Origin of the sequence: Chryseobacterium sp. PCH239 (genome assembly GCF_018924625.1) — a bacterium.
GTDB lineage: Bacteria > Bacteroidota > Bacteroidia > Flavobacteriales > Weeksellaceae > Chryseobacterium > Chryseobacterium cucumeris.
In genome coordinates this window covers 937,734-953,495 of sequence record NZ_CP073027.1, presented here as the reverse complement: position 1 = coordinate 953,495, position 15,762 = coordinate 937,734, and the positions used below count along the sequence as shown (strand labels likewise).

General features: G+C 36.5%; 12 protein-coding genes and 1 pseudogene. 12 read left to right on the top strand and 1 reads right to left on the bottom strand.

Annotated elements, in window-relative coordinates:
- Positions 1-46: 46 nt before the first annotated feature.
- Complete coding sequence (locus KBP46_RS04475; RefSeq protein ID WP_216444749.1) at positions 47-2,626, bottom strand: DNA translocase FtsK; 2,580 nt, start codon at positions 2,624-2,626, stop codon at positions 47-49.
- A gap of 361 nt (positions 2,627-2,987) precedes the next feature.
- Here KBP46_RS04475 and KBP46_RS04470 point away from each other — a divergent pair, with 361 nt between their 5' ends.
- From KBP46_RS04470 to KBP46_RS04415, 12 genes and pseudogenes are all read left to right on the top strand, one after another.
- Positions 2,988-3,626, top strand: coding sequence for a cysteine hydrolase family protein (locus KBP46_RS04470; RefSeq protein WP_216444748.1), 639 nt, complete (start codon positions 2,988-2,990; stop codon positions 3,624-3,626).
- 260 nt (positions 3,627-3,886) lie between these two features.
- Entirely contained in the window at positions 3,887-4,468 is a 582-nt protein-coding gene (locus tag KBP46_RS04465; protein WP_216444747.1) for a Crp/Fnr family transcriptional regulator, read from the top strand.
- A gap of 136 nt (positions 4,469-4,604) precedes the next feature.
- Positions 4,605-5,741 carry a tetratricopeptide repeat protein gene (locus KBP46_RS04460; RefSeq protein ID WP_184935552.1) on the top strand — a complete coding sequence of 379 codons (1,137 nt, stop codon included), beginning with the start codon at positions 4,605-4,607 and terminating at the stop codon, positions 5,739-5,741.
- Positions 5,742-5,985: 244 nt separating this feature from the next.
- Positions 5,986-9,254 (top strand): annotated as a pseudogene (ccsA, locus tag KBP46_RS04455) (cytochrome c biogenesis protein CcsA).
- A gap of 355 nt (positions 9,255-9,609) precedes the next feature.
- Positions 9,610-10,476, top strand: coding sequence for an SPFH domain-containing protein (locus tag KBP46_RS04450; RefSeq protein ID WP_216444746.1), 867 nt, complete (start codon positions 9,610-9,612; stop codon positions 10,474-10,476).
- Between the two features lie 83 nt (positions 10,477-10,559).
- Positions 10,560-10,748, top strand: a complete 189-nt coding sequence (locus KBP46_RS04445) for a hypothetical protein (RefSeq protein WP_034694367.1) — start codon at positions 10,560-10,562, stop codon at positions 10,746-10,748.
- A 232-nt stretch (positions 10,749-10,980) separates the two neighbouring features.
- Positions 10,981-11,166: a hypothetical protein gene (locus KBP46_RS04440; protein WP_157885742.1), complete on the top strand. Its 186-nt coding sequence runs from the start codon at positions 10,981-10,983 to the stop codon at positions 11,164-11,166.
- A 56-nt stretch (positions 11,167-11,222) separates the two neighbouring features.
- On the top strand, positions 11,223-12,773 hold the full coding sequence (locus KBP46_RS04435) for an aldehyde dehydrogenase family protein (protein WP_216444745.1): 1,551 nt from the start codon (positions 11,223-11,225) through the stop codon (positions 12,771-12,773).
- A 112-nt stretch (positions 12,774-12,885) separates the two neighbouring features.
- Positions 12,886-14,211, top strand: a complete 1,326-nt coding sequence (lat, locus tag KBP46_RS04430) for an L-lysine 6-transaminase (RefSeq protein ID WP_216444744.1) — start codon at positions 12,886-12,888, stop codon at positions 14,209-14,211.
- 61 nt (positions 14,212-14,272) lie between these two features.
- A complete protein-coding gene (locus tag KBP46_RS04425; protein WP_062670045.1) occupies positions 14,273-14,503 on the top strand; it encodes a DUF2007 domain-containing protein in 231 nt (76 codons plus the stop codon).
- Positions 14,504-14,676: 173 nt separating this feature from the next.
- Entirely contained in the window at positions 14,677-15,189 is a 513-nt protein-coding gene (locus KBP46_RS04420) for a GNAT family N-acetyltransferase (protein WP_216444743.1), read from the top strand.
- 116 nt (positions 15,190-15,305) lie between these two features.
- On the top strand, positions 15,306-15,761 hold the full coding sequence (locus KBP46_RS04415; RefSeq protein ID WP_034694378.1) for a hypothetical protein: 456 nt from the start codon (positions 15,306-15,308) through the stop codon (positions 15,759-15,761).
- The last annotated feature ends 1 nt before the right edge of the window (position 15,762 follow it).

Below are 15,762 nucleotides of genomic sequence, written 5' to 3'. Positions count from 1 at the left end.
GTTAGATTTTCTTTAATTCTTAAGGTTAAAACGATGTGTTTTTCCTTTAACTACGCAGATCTTCCAAAAACTGTTCCAAAGAATGAAGGTCACTGATCAGAACCTCTCTTGCTTTTGCTCCGTTAAAGCCTCCAACGATACCACTTGCTTCAAGCTGATCCATAATTCTTCCGGCTCTGTTATAACCCAGTTTCAATTGTCTCTGAAGCATTGAGGTAGATCCCTGTTGCGTAGAAACAATGATTCTTGCTGCTTCTTCAAATAAAGCATCTTTTTCGTTCGGGTCAAAAGCACCTACTGTACTTGTTGAATCTTCAGATACGTATTCAGGAAGTAATAATGCTGAAGAATATCCTTTCTGTTCTCCGATAAACTCTGCCAGTCTTTCCACTTCCGGAGTATCTACAAAAGCACACTGAAGTCTCAGGATCTCATTTCCGTTGAAATAAAGCATATCTCCTTTACCAATGAGCTGATCTGCTCCCGGAGAATCAAGGATGGTTCTGGAGTCAACACTGGAAATTACTCTGAAGGCAGCTCTTGCAGGGAAGTTGGCTTTGATCATCCCTGTAATTACGTTTACGGATGGTCTCTGTGTAGCTACAATAAGGTGGATTCCTACGGCTCTGGCAAGCTGTGCAAGTCTGGCAATCGGTAATTCAACCTCTTTTCCTGCCGTCATGATCAAATCTGCAAACTCATCTACTACCAATACGATATACGGTAAATAACGGTGCCCGTTTTCAGGATTTAATTTTCTTTCCGTAAACTTCTTATTGTATTCTTTTAAGTTTTTACAGAAAGCATTTTTCAGAAGATCATATCGGGTATCCATTTCAATACAAAGAGAGTTCAGTGTATTGATTACTTTATTGGTGTCTGTGATGATGGCTTCTTCTGCATCCGGTAGTTTTGCCAGATAGTGTCTTTCAATTTTAGAATATAATGAAAGTTCCACTTTTTTAGGGTCTACCATGACGAATTTCAGTTCGCTCGGATGTTTTTTATAAAGAAGGGAAGTAAGGATAGCATTAATACCAACAGACTTACCCTGACCTGTTGCTCCTGCCATCAATAAGTGAGGCATTTTTGAAAGGTCAGCCATAAAGATTTCGTTGGAAATGGTCTTTCCGAAAACTACCGGAAGATCCATATCCGTATTCTGGAATTTCTGGGAAGCGATAACAGAACGCATAGAAACCATGGTAGGATTCTTTCTTGGCACTTCAATACCGATTGTTCCCTTTCCTGGCATTGGCGCTATAATTCTGATTCCTAATGCGGAAAGGTTCAGCGCAATATCATCCTGCAGTTTTTTAATCGCTGCTACTCTGATTCCTGCTTCAGGAACAATTTCATACAGCGTAACTGTAGGACCGATTGTTGCTTTAATCTCTGCGATTCCAACATTGAAATTCTTAAGAAGTCCGACAATCTTGTTTTTATTTTCTTCTAATTCTTCCTTATTGATAGAAATTTCTTCATTACCGTAATCTTTCAGCAAATCTACAGGTGGCATCTGGAAGTTGGCCAGATCTAGCTTGTGGTCATATAAACCATGCTTTTCTACCAGTTCCTGAGACTTTTTATCAGAATCATCCAAAACATCAACCACCTGTGCCACTTCTACATTGAATTTAATATTTTCCTGTGCCGAAGCAGTGGTTACTGCCGGAGACGGAGTAGAAGGTCTGATATCAAATGCTTCCTCCGGGCTTGAAACCGGAACAATGGGCTTGGTAGAAAGGTTTAAGCTTACCTGTTGAGAAACATCTCTTGGCTCTGCTTCAAAAGAAGTATGGTTGGGCGTAGAAATGGTTTCTATTTCGTTGGAAACCGGAACCTCAGGAAATCCTTTCGGAGCACTTACAGGTTCTGGTTCTTTCATGGTATTGACAGGAGTTGTAACGGGCTTGTTGGCAACATCACTCACCGTAACTCTGGAAAGCGTCTCTTCTTCCGCTTCCTCTGCTTCCTCTTTCAATTCCTCATCAGCTTCGAAATCATCATTGGAGTCCGGCATCATAGATTTTACTTTTCCGATCGTATTTTCATTGATCTTATCCAGTTTTGCCTTGATAGAACTTGGGCGAAGATTGAATTCAAGAATAAAATAGAGCAGAATGCTTGCTGCTAATACCGTCCACAGACCTACTGCTCCGATGATAGAGTTAAGATAGTCCATGATCTGATATCCATAAACACCGCCTAAAACACCCTGGCCTTTCGTAAGTGTCCCCATAAAAATAGGAAGCCAGCAGATGAAAAATAAAGAGTGGCCGATCGTTTTCCACGGTTTGAAGATTTTCTTCTTAAGGATCAGTGTTCCCACTACAAGGAACAAAAATGCAATGATAAATGAAGCAATACCAATACTTTCAAAAATGAAAATATTCCCAAGCCAGTCGCCTACCTTACCAAAGATATTGGAAGATTTTATGCTTTTGTCCAGCATGGTTCCGGCCTGGCTTTGATCTGCTTTCCAGTTCATCAGATAAGAGACGAATGAGAGTGCAAGAACAGCCGATAAAAGTATAAAAGTAAGCCCGAAAAAAATACGTGGCTTAGATAAGATTCTGCCTTTTTCAGGCGATTCAGTCGGTTTTTTTTGTGTCTTTTTATCCATAATATCAATGTCGCAAATTTAATGTTTTATTCAACACTAAATGAATCTTTTTTATCCAAAAAACATTTTGGTAATCCCGCTTTTATAAAGGTTATTTAAAATTTTTACTTTAAAAATATTTTCTTTTATGACAGAATAAAATAAGGCTATTTTTTTTGCTTATCCAAATCTGGTACCGTTAAATTATATTAACTGTTTGTCAATAGTTTTTCTTTAAAAAGATAATAAAATTTTCGTTCTAAACCGATGAGTACGAAAAAAATTAACAATATTAAGTTTTTAGATGTCAGTAGTGTTTTTTGAACTAGTTCAAAGGCCAGGCCATGAGACCTCTGTAATTTTGACCTATACAATTTTACTCATGAAAAATAAATTTAAAACTATACTGACCTCTTGTCTGATATTAATTTCAATGATTACAATGAATGCACAACAACAAAAAATGGAACACACGGCACTGTTAATTATCGACGTACAAAATGATTATTTCCCGGGCGGAAAAATGACGCTGGAAAAAAGTGTACAGGCCGCTGAAAACACCAGAAGGATTTTAGAATATTTCAGAAACAATCATCTTCCTGTTATTCACATCCAGCATATTTCTACCAATGATGGTGCAGTATTTTTTATTCCTGGTACAGATGGAGCTAAAATCAATCATCTGGTTTTGCCGGAGAAAGATGAAAAAGTGATTGTCAAGCACTTTCCCAACAGCTTCAGAGAGACTGATCTTCTGAATTATCTTCAGTCAAAGACCATTAAAAATCTGGTGATTACAGGAATGATGACAGATGTCTGCGTGGAATCTACCACCAGAGCTGCTTTCGATTTCGGGTTTACCAATATCATTATCGGTGGTGCCACAGCCACCGGAAACCGTGAACTGAATGGGGAAGTGATAAAGGCTGAAGAAGTTCAAAGATCCTTTTTGGCGGGGATTTCTGCTCTTGGAAACCTGTATGCCCTCGTAATGAATACAAATGAATTTTTAAGCAAGTAGGCTTCTTTGGATACGCAAGGGCACAAAATGATAGTAAAAATTGTTTATCTCCGATAAAAATCTAAAACAGGTTATCTTGCTGAAAATCTTCAATTTTCTTGCGTCTTAAAATAAACAATATGTATGGTAAAACTTTGCGTCTTTACGTTTACCCAACAAAAATTGAAGTTCTATTGCTTATATATAAAAACGACTTAACATCACTTAATTCAATAAAGGTGTCAATAATTTTGATACCTTTATTTTGTTTAAATTACAGAATGCCCGATCTGCTCTATAAAAATATCAGTAACTATGTAAATCTTTCCCAGGAGGATTTCAACCAGTTTAAAAAGCCTTTTGAATACAGAAAGTTTACAAAGAAAGAAATCGTTCTCAAAGAAGGCGACTATTGTAATTTTGAAGGATTTGTTTTGACTGGCTGTTTCAAGGTCTATTACCTGAATGAAAATGGATTGGAACAAACCCTTTATTTTGCGGTAGAAGGATGGTGGATCACCGATATTGACAGTCTTATCAATACCGTTCCCAGTATTCTCAATATTGAAGCCCTTGAAGACAGTGAAGTTTTGATGATTTCTAGAAAAGATAAAGAAAATCTGTATAAAACAATGCCACAGATAGAAAAGCTTTTCAGAATCATGAACCAGAAATCTTCGGTAGCGTTGCAGAGAAGAATTCTTTCCTTAACGGGCAAAACAGCGGACAAACGATATCTTGAATTCCTTGAAAAGTATCCTGGATTGGAACAACGGATTACCCAGCAGCAGGTAGCATCCTATCTGGGAATTACCCATGAGTTTTTAAGCAAAATCAGGAGGAAAATGTCATTGGAAAAATAAGTATATTGCAACAGTTTTCTTTATCATATCAGGATTTGTATCCGATAGGATAAAGAATGATAATTAATAACCGATTGAAGACTTTTTAATGGAATTTTTTGGTGTCCCCGGAATTTTTATTTTCATCTTTTTAATATTGGTCAGACCTTTAACAGTCTTTTTTCATGAAATGGGACATGCCGTTACCGCTTGGCTGGTGACAAGAAAGAAAGTACATGTCTTTATGGGTTCTTATGGAGATAAGGATAACAGTTTTCTCATCAATTTCAAAGATTTTTCTTTTTATATTTTTAAAAATCCCCTTAAATGGGGAAGAGGACTCTGTGAAAGTGAAGAAAAAAGATTTTCTGTCAATAAGCATATTTTATATGTATTTGGAGGGCCGGCTGCATCATTATTACTGGCTTTACTCTCTTATTTAATCATTTCAAATACTCAATTTCTTACTTTATTTTTCATCATCTTAATGGTTTCTTCAGCCATTGATTTTTTAATCAATATTTTTCCGAGCCACAAACCTATCTATATGAGTGATGGAAGATTAATATTTAACGATGGAAAAGCTATTGTCAATCTTATCCGTCAGAAGAAACTGCCTAAAGAATATACAGAAGGAATCTATAAATTTAACGAAAAGAAGTATTGTGAAGCGGCATCAATCTTTGACAGTTTAATGCATGAATCAAAAGATCTTGATATCTACAGGATGGCAATAGTATCTCATATTAATGCTAAGAACTTTGAAAAAGCAAAAGAGACAGCCATTACATTCAAAGAAAATAATTCTTCCATGACTACGGATGACTGGACGAATTTTGCATTGACCTTTACTGAAACAGGATCGTTGGAAGAATCTCTTGAATATTATGATAAAGCCTTAAAAATAAATCCGGACAACAAATTTGCTTTAAATAATAAAGGGTATACACTAATTCTCCTCGAAAAATATGAAGAGTCTATCCCTTTATTAAACAAAGCTATTTCAGTGGATAAAAAATTTTCATATTCCTATAATAACCGCGGACTGGCAAAAATTAAATTAAACCTTTGTGAAGAAGGACGCAAAGATATTGAAGATTCATTAAAGCTTGATTCGCAAAATGCTGATGCCTATAAAAATTTAGGAATTTACCATATGAAAAAAATGGAGTATCAGGAAGCAATGGATTTGTTTTTAAAAGCTAAGAAAATGGATGGATCACTCACCGGAATTGATACTTTAATCAATAAGCTGAAATTAAAAATGGAGGTGAATCATACTTTGGATACGTAAAATGTTTTATATGAGTTGATTATGTTGAGAATATGGAATTGGTTATAGAGTTTCTCAATCAGTCGGATAGGCAATATAAATCCAGATATTTACATTTTTAAAAATTGAATTTTTCCTAATGTTTTCGCGCTTATTAAGAACGTTTCAAAATAAGCAAAACCAAGGCCAAAGTGATAAAAAACAGCTTTTTTTAAGCTCTTTGTGGTTTATCATGCTTATTTTTGCATGTCAAGTACAATAAATCATGAAGAAGCTCCAAGATATTCTTATCTCAACCAGGACAATGGCTGTATTGTTGCTGGTGTACGCATTCGCGATGGCTTATGCAACGTTCTTAGAAAACGACTACGGAACTCCTACAGCAAAAGCATTAATTTATGAGGCTAAATGGTTCGAACTGATCATGGTCTTACTGATTCTCAATTTCATAGGAAATATCGGAAGATACAGACTGTGGAAAAAAGATAAGTGGCCGGTTCTTGTTTTCCACCTTGCCTTTGTTTTTATCTTTATCGGTGGTGCCATCACCAGATACATCAGTTTCGAAGGTCAAATGCACATCAGAGAAGGTGAAACGTCCAACGAAATCGTAACTGATAAAAATTTCTTTAAAATTCAGATCGAAGAAAAGGGTGATGTGCTGAATTATCAGGATGTTCCTTATCTGATGTCTCCGTTACACAAAGATTTCAAAGCAACTTATGACTTCCACGGAAAAGAAGTGAAAGTGTTTGCCAAGGAATACATCCAAAGAAAAAAGATAGCCTTGTAGCTGAGCCAAATGGTGCTGAGTATCTTCATTTGGTTTCTACCGGAAATACCGGAAGACAGAACATTTACATCAAACCGGGAGAAACAAAATCCATCAACGGTACTTTGGTGACATTCAACAGAGCTATTGAAGGTGCTGTTGAATTCAAAAATGAAGGCGGAAAATTATTCATCAAAACTCCTGTAGATGCAAGCTATATGACCATGGCTACTCAGGCAACAGGAACTACAGTGAAAGATGAATTCCAACCTTTGGCATTAAGGAGTTTATATACCATTAACGAACTGAAGCTGGTAGTACCTGAAGGTCTTAAAAAAGGAAGACTGATGGCTATTGAAGGCGACAGAAAGAAAGATGCCAATGTTCCTGATATGCTTCAGATTGAGCTTCAGGGTCCAAAAACAAAACAAATTGTAGATCTTTCTGTTGAAAAAGGAAATCCGAATGCTTACAAGCAGGTGACGATGGATGGTTTAAACATCATGGTAGGTTTCGGACCTAAAGTGTACAACACCCCTTTCGCATTGAAACTGGATGATTTCGTGATGGAAACATATCCTGGAAGTTCATCTCCGAGTGCTTATGAAAGCCACGTAAAAATCATTGACGAAGGTAAAGAAACTCCTTATAAAATCTATATGAACCACGTTCTTAACCATAAAGGATACCGTTTCTTCCAGTCGAGTTTTGATCCGGACAGAATGGGAACCGTTCTTTCCGTAAATCACGATTACTGGGGAACATTGATTTCTTACATCGGATACGGACTTTTATTCCTTGGAATGTTTGTCATTTTCTTCTGGAAAGGAACTCATTTCTGGAAATTAAATAAAATGCTGGCTGACGTGAATAAAAAGAAAGCAGCAGGTATACTTTTATTGTTCTTAAGTTTAGGTTTACATGCACAAAAAATCGAAACTCACGGAACTACCGACGGAAGCAGAGAACATATTCACGTGGAAGGAGATAACCATTCTCACGCTCCGGCTCCGTCTGCCCAGCCGCTTGACGGTGCTGCTCCAAAGCAGAACTCTCTGGCAACTCCAATGGGGAAAATGAGATCTATTTCTCCCGATGAAATCATTGCAAGAAACAAAATCAGCAAAGAACATGCTGATAAATTCGGATATCTTTTGGTTCAGAACTTTGAAGGAAGAATTGTTCCTATCAATACAGAAGCAATCGATATTTTAAGAAAATTATACAAGAAAGACGAATTTAAAGGAACAGACGGAAAATCTCTTACAGCCAACCAATGGTTCCTTTCTATCAATACAGATACTCCGAGCTGGACAATGGTTCCTATTATTAAAGTAGGAACTAAAGGAGGTGATGAACTGAAGAATAAAACAAAAGCAGATGAAGATGGTTATACTTCATTGATGAACCTTTTCCCTGCAGATGCAAACGGTAATCTTACTTATATTCTTGAGCATGATTACAACACCGCATTCCGTAAAAAACCGGCTGAACAAACGAACTACGATAAAGAAGTAATTGCTGTAAACGAAAGAGTACAGATCTTCAATGAGTTTTTCAGCGGTCAGTTTATGAGAATTGTTCCTGTGAAAAATGATGCCAACCATACATGGCATTCATGGCTGGATCAGAAATTCGAACCGGATATGGAATCTCAGCAGGTAATGGGACCTTATTTTGCAGAAGCGCTTACGGCACAAAAAACCGGTGACTGGAGCAAAGCAGATGCAGAATTGAAAAAGCTTTCAGACTATCAGCAGAAATGGGGTAAAGCAGTTGTTCCTGCTAAATCCAAAGTTGATCTTGAAGTATTTATGAATAAGGTAGATATTAACTTCAAATTATTGATCTTCTACACGCTTATCGGCGGTCTTCTTCTGATCTTAGGATTTGTTGAATTATTCAAATCAAATAAAGTATTAAATAAAGCAATTAAAGTAATCATTGCGATTGGTTTAATTGGATATCTGTGTCATTTCTTAGGACTTGTTGCAAGATGGTATATCTCAGGACACGCTCCTTGGAGTAACGGATACGAAGCAATTATCTTTATCTCCTGGGTAGGGATTACGGCAGGTTTGATCCTGTACAGAAATGCCAATGCATTGATTCCTGCAGCCGGATTTATGGTAGCTGTTATCATGATGGGATTTGCCCACGGAGGTTCAGCACTTGATCCGCAGATTACACCACTTGTTCCGGTATTGAAATCTTACTGGCTGATTGTTCACGTAGCCATTATTACCTCAAGTTACGGATTCTTCGCACTCTCGATGATTATTGCGGTGATCTCATTAGTATTCTATATTATCTCCAATAAAGAAACGTATAAAATTCACCACGATACGACATTGAAGGAACTCGTAATTGTTTCTGAAATGTCATTAACGATCGGATTATTTGCTTTAACGGTAGGAAACTTCTTAGGAGGAATCTGGGCGAACGAATCATGGGGAAGATACTGGAGCTGGGATCCGAAAGAAACATGGGCTTTCATCTCTATCATGGTATATGCATTTGTACTGCACATGCGATTAGTACCGGGATTGAGAAGCAGATGGGCATTCCACGTAGCAACAATGTTTGCGTTCTGCTCAATGGTAATGACTTATTTTGGAGTAAACTATTACCTGAGCGGACTTCACTCATACGCAGCGGGAGATCCGGTACCTGTACCAGCTTGGGTATACATCGGAATCTCAACAATGATTATTTTATCAGCTGTTTCTTATATAAAGTTTAAAGCTTTAACAAAGAAATAAAATACTGAAACTATAAATTAAAATCCCGGAATTCACTTTCCGGGATTTTTTTATTTCTATTGTTGCTGGATTTGGGATGAGTTGTGTTAACCTAAGGTTCGCAATGATTTTGGGATAAAATATCGTTCGAAAAGGCGTTTCACTCAGCAAAGAACTAGCGGTCTTAGCTAAACGAATTGGCTTTGCGAACAAAAGTATTATACATCCTAATAAATTAACCTTCCGAACTTTGCATTAGTTAAAAATTCCCGGATCCCAAAACTCGCACCTCAAAAAAATCAAAATTTATCATTCATAATTCAAAATTCATTACTATCTTTATGATATCAAAATAATATCAAATTAAAATTCAATCATGGAAAAAACATTAAAACCCATGTCGGGTTATCTTACATTGGTCATTTGCCTGACCTTGTTTGTTGCAGCAGTATACTTCTTTGTGAGTGGAGTAGATCAAAGTATAGCCTATGTGGTTATCTCTATGCTTTGCTTTCTTCTTTCGTGCTTTTTCTTAAAAGGGTTAATGATTATTCAGCCTAACCATTCGAGAGTATTAAACTTCTTTGGAAAATATGTGGGAAGTGTAAAAGAGAACGGATTATTCTTTATCAATCCTTTATATTCATCACAAAAAATTTCTTTACGTTCCGAAAATCTGCAAGGTCAGACTTTGAAGGTCAATGATAAAATGGGTAACCCTATTGAAATTGCAGTTGTAATTGTATGGAAAGTAGGAGATACTTATAAAGCGGCTTTTGATGTGGAGCGTTATTCAGACTTTGTAAAAATGCAGAGTGAGGCTGCCGTAAGACATTTGGCGATGAGCTTTCCTTATGATAATTTAGAAGATGATCATGCTCCGATTACATTAAGAGAAGGAGGAGATAAAATCAATTCTATTTTGGAGCAGGAACTTACAGACCGTCTTTCAAAGGCTGGAATCGTGATTCAGGAGGCAAGGATTTCGCACCTGGCTTATGCTTCGGAAATTGCGGGAGCAATGCTTCAGAGACAGCAGGCAACGGCTATTGTTGCTGCAAGAACAAAGATTGTGGAAGGAGCTGTAGGAATGGTAGACCTTGCATTGAAAAAGCTTTCGGAAGAAAATATTGTAGATCTTGATGATGAAAGAAAAGCGGCAATGGTAAGCAATTTAATGGTGGTTCTTTGCGGTGAAAAAGCAGCAACTCCCATATTAAATGCGGGAACACTTTACAATTAAGAAGTGAACAATTAATAGTTAGATTTTAGTGCAGATAGCTTTTACACTAAAATAGTCAGAAATAATGTTAGAGAATTTAGAAAATGAAATCAGAAAAAGCTCAGAACTCTTCGGAAAGCAAAGGCAAAAAATCCTTTGTGATAAGGATAGATGAGTCTACTTATAAACTTCTTGAAAAGTGGGCCAATGATGAATTCAGAAGTGTGAACGGACAGATAGAATACCTGCTGCATCAGAGCCTAGTCAACGCAGGGAGGAAGAAGAAAGAGTAAATGAAAGGAAAGAATTGAGGAAGAAGAGTAATCTTTTTGGGAGGCAGATCCATAGAAAATTATGATAACCTCCTTTTTTTAAATTACAGAAAATATAAAAAAGACCTCTTTTTTTGGCTTTACAATAAAGAAATAATAATTTGATTAAGCTTATGTCAAAAAGAAAGCAGAGAAAATTTCTCTGCTTTTTTATTGTATACAACTCTGGAGACTATCTGCTCCAACGTAGAATATGACCAGCCAAATCAAGCCTTTTATGGTAAAGAAAGCTAATCCAGCCCATCCCACACGCTTGAACCACTTTTTAAGCTTTGAGTTGTTTTCTTGTGAATTTTCCATTGGTGATTATCAAAAAGATTACCCTACAAAGATAAGCATGTTTGTAATTAGTCCAAATAAAAAGCCTGTTAAAAATTAAAGTTTTGAGGTTCACATAATATTTTTATCTTTAGAGAGAACGAAAAGTAAGATTTTATGTCAAAAAAAGTAAAGGATTTCGGAATTGAAAAAACACTTAGAAATCTTGGTATCAAAGAAGAGAACAAAGGGACTTCAGTGGGTGGAAAATATTTCGCTTCAGGAAAGGTGATAGAAAGCATTTCTCCTGTAGACGGAAAGTTGATCGCTAAAGTAAAAACTTCCGGAGAAAGTGATTATGACAAAGTAATTGAAACTGCTCAAAAGGCATTTCAGGAATTCAGGCTGATTCCTGCTCCCAAAAGAGGAGAGGTGGTAAGACAGCTGGGCTTAAAATTAAGAGAATATAAAGACGACCTTGGTAAACTTGTTTCTTATGAAATGGGGAAATCATTACAGGAAGGTCTTGGTGAAGTTCAGGAGATGATCGATATCTGTGACTTTGCAGTTGGACTTTCAAGACAGCTTCAGGGGTACACTATGCACTCTGAAAGACCTGGACACAGAATGTATGAGCAATACCATCCGCTGGGAGTTGTTGGGATTATCACCGCATTCAACTTCCCGGTAGCCGTATGGTCCTGGAACACTGCATTAGCATGGATCTGTGGTAACGTTACCATTTGGAAGCCATCTGAGAAAACACCGCTTTGTGCTATTGCATGCCAGAATATCATGATGGAAGTTTTGAAGGAAAATAATCTTCCTGAAGGAATTTCAAGTGTATTGGTATCGGACCACGAAATCGGGCAGAAACTGGTAGATGATAAAAGAGTAGCACTGGTATCTTTCACTGGATCTACAAGAGTTGGAAGAATGGTTTCTTCTAAAGTAGCTGAAAGATTCGGGAAGTCTATCCTTGAATTGGGTGGAAACAATGCGATCATTATTACAAAAGAAGCTGATATTGATATGTCAATTATCGGAGCTGTTTTCGGAGCTGTAGGAACTGCGGGCCAAAGATGTACTTCGACAAGAAGACTGATTATCCACGAAAGTGTGTATGATGAAGTGAAAACAAGATTGGCAAAAGCTTATGGTCAGCTGAAAATCGGAAACCCATTGGATGAGAAAAACCATGTAGGACCGCTTATTGATACTGATGCTGTAAACCAATACGAAGAAGCCATCAAAAAATGTAAAAAAGAAGGTGGAAAATTCGTTGTTGAAGGCGGAGTTTTATCTGGTAAAGATTACGAATCCGGATGCTATGTGAAACCTTGCGTAGCGGAAGTGAAGAATTCTTATGAAATTGTTCAGCACGAAACTTTTGCACCAATCCTATATCTGATCAAATACAAAACATTAGAAGAAGCGATCGCTATTCAGAATGATGTTCCTCAGGGATTATCTTCTGCAATCATGACCCAGAATCTAAGAGAGGCAGAATTGTTCCTTTCTCACGCTGGTTCAGACTGTGGTATTGCCAACGTCAATATCGGAACATCCGGTGCTGAAATTGGTGGAGCTTTCGGTGGTGAAAAAGAAACCGGTGGTGGAAGAGAGTCAGGATCTGATGCCTGGAAGTATTATATGAGAAGACAAACCAATACTATCAATTACACCGCACAACTTCCTTTAGCACAGGGAATTAAATTTGATTTATAAAAGCTTTACTTAAAGCACTCAAAAAACATAAAACTTAATAACCTGAATGATTAAACGCTTCATTTTTGGATCATTTAACCGTTCATTTATTAAATCACACTACAAATTTATTATGGAACACACATTAGATATAAAAGCAAATAAAGTAAAAGAAACAGTAGGAAAACATGTGTTGGCAGACGGTTTCGATTTTGTGATGGATATTGAAAAGTCACACGGATCATGGCTTTATGATAAACTGACAGACAGAGAATACCTGGATATGTTCTCTATGTTTGCATCTGCATCCATCGGATACAACCACCCTTATCTTGTTGAAAGATCAGAATGGTTAGGAAGAATGGCTGTTAATAAACCTACTTTGGCTGACGTTTACTCGGAAGAATACGCTCATTTCCTTGAGGTATTCGAAAGAGTGGTTATCCCTGAAGAATTACAATATGCTTTCTTTATTGAAGGCGGAACAATGGGGGTTGAAAATGCAATGAAAGCATGCTTCGATTGGAAAACCCGCAAAAACTTTGAAAAAGGATTAGACACTGAAGCTGGAATCTGTATCCACTTCAAACAGGCTTTCCATGGAAGAAGTGGTTATACTTTGAGCCTAACCAATACTTCTGACCCAAGAAAGTATCAATATTTTCCAATGTTTAACTGGCCGAGAATTTTAAATCCAAAATTAAAGTTTCCCATCACAGAAGAGAACCTTGAAGAAACTATCAAAAACGAAAATCTTGCTTTACTTCAGATTGAAGAGGCTATTTTGATGCACCCTGATAAAGTGGCTTGTATTATCATTGAACCTATTCAGGCTGAAGGAGGTGACAATCATTTCAGAGACGAATTCTTATTAGGATTAAGAAGAATCTGTGATGATAACGAAATCTTACTTATTTTTGATGAAGTTCAGACAGGGATTGCCATTACAGGGAAAATGTGGGCTTTCCAGCATTTCACAGCAAAACCGGACATTATTTCTTTCGGGAAAAAAGCTCAGGTTTGTGGTGTATTGGCTAACAAAGAAAAATTTGATCAGGTTCCGAACAATGTTTTCAGGGAAAGTTCAAGAATCAACTCAACATTCGGAGGGAACTTTATCGATATGCTTCGTTTCCAGTTGGTAATGGAAGTGATTGAGAAAGAAAATCTTGTTGAGAACGCAAGAGTAGTTGGAGATTTCTTACTGGAAAACTTAAAAGCTCTTGCTGAAAAATATCCTGAAAAAATTTCCAATGCAAGAGGAAGAGGCTTGATGTGTGCTATTGATCTTCCTACTGCAGAGCAGAGAAACCACCTGATGAACGAGCTTTTCAATGACGGATTGATTATTCTTCCTTGCGGGGATCAGTCTCTTCGTTTCAGACCTCACTTGAATGTTACTAAAGAAGAAATCCAGCTTGCTTTAGACAAAATTGAAAACAATATTAATAAAATTTAAAATCCGGAATTTGTAATTTTAAAAAAAACATTGTATATTTAGATACTCAAACAATTAGAATATGGAAAGAAGTACGAGAGTATCAGTTTATGAAAGTGATAACCCTTCAGAAATTCAGTTGGTTAAGTCTAAATTGGATGACGCGCAAATTGCAAATACCGTTGAAAATAATTATCTTACGTTTACCACTACGCCAACAGCCACCTCGCTGAAGGTAATGGTAGATCTGGAAGAAGAAAAAAGAGCATTTGAAATTATTGATGCTTACCTTCAACAAAGTGAAAATCAATAAACAATTTCATAATTTTAAATTTTACTACTTCGAACCGAAAATTAATTTTAATTAATTTTCGGTTTTTTAATTGCAAACCATCAAAAAATAAATATTTCAAAGATTGAACGAAAAGCAATAACTCTGATTTTAAATTCTTAAATCATTCAATCTTTTAATCAAATTTTTATAACATGAATCCAGAGATTAAACTAAGACAAGCGGAAATTGAAGACAGAAACATTATTTGGGAAATCATTCAGCAATCCATCGAAAGAAGAAGACAGGATGGAAGTACCCAATGGCAGAACGGGTACCCTAATCTCGGGACAGTGGAAAGCGATATTGCCAAAGGATTTGGTCACGTTATGACAGTGGATGGAGAGATTGCAGTATATGTAGCACTTATTCTGAATGATGAACCTGCTTACAGCACCATTGAAGGAGCGTGGTTAAGTGATGGTGAATTTGTTGTAGTTCACAGAGTGGCTGTAGATGAAAAATTTGCAGGACAGGGAATGGTAAAGAAGCTTTTTGATCAGATCGAAGAATTTACTAAATCCCATGGAATTCAGAGTATTAAAGTTGATACCAATCATGACAATATTGCCATGTTGAAAATCCTTGAAGGCAGAGGTTATTCTTATTGCGGAGAAGTTCTTTTGAAAGACGGAATGAGAAAAGCTTTTGAGAAGATTATAATTTAATCAAAAAGTTAAATCAACTTTCATTGAATTTTTAAAACGCCCTGTATTTATAAACTCTATCAGGTTTGTTCGTTTGGTTCTGAACTAATTTCTACTTTTGTTCAAATTTTTATATTATGCACCAAAGTATAGAAATTGATGAAAAAATTTTTCAAGATGCCGTAAAATTCTATGGCACCGTGTTTAGCTTACCCCCTTTAGCTTCAAAAATTTATTCCTACCTTCTTTTCGACTATGAGAAAGTAGGAATTACTTTTGACGAGTTTGTTGAAGTGCTCTCTGCGAGTAAAAGCTCTGTTTCTACCAGTATTTCATTACTGCTCAATGCCCAGCTTATCGTAGATCATAACAAAATGGATGAGCGGAAACGGTATTTTTTCATCAATGATGAATACAAGAAAATACGATTCGAAAAAATTGTCCAGAAAATGCAGGACGAACTAAGACTATTAGATGATTTAAACAATTTTAAAAAAAGTAAAGACGATGGATACAACGAAAGAATAGAAGTTTACAAAGCACTCTTAAATAAAAACATAGAAAATATTCAGGAATCTCTTAATAAACTATAAA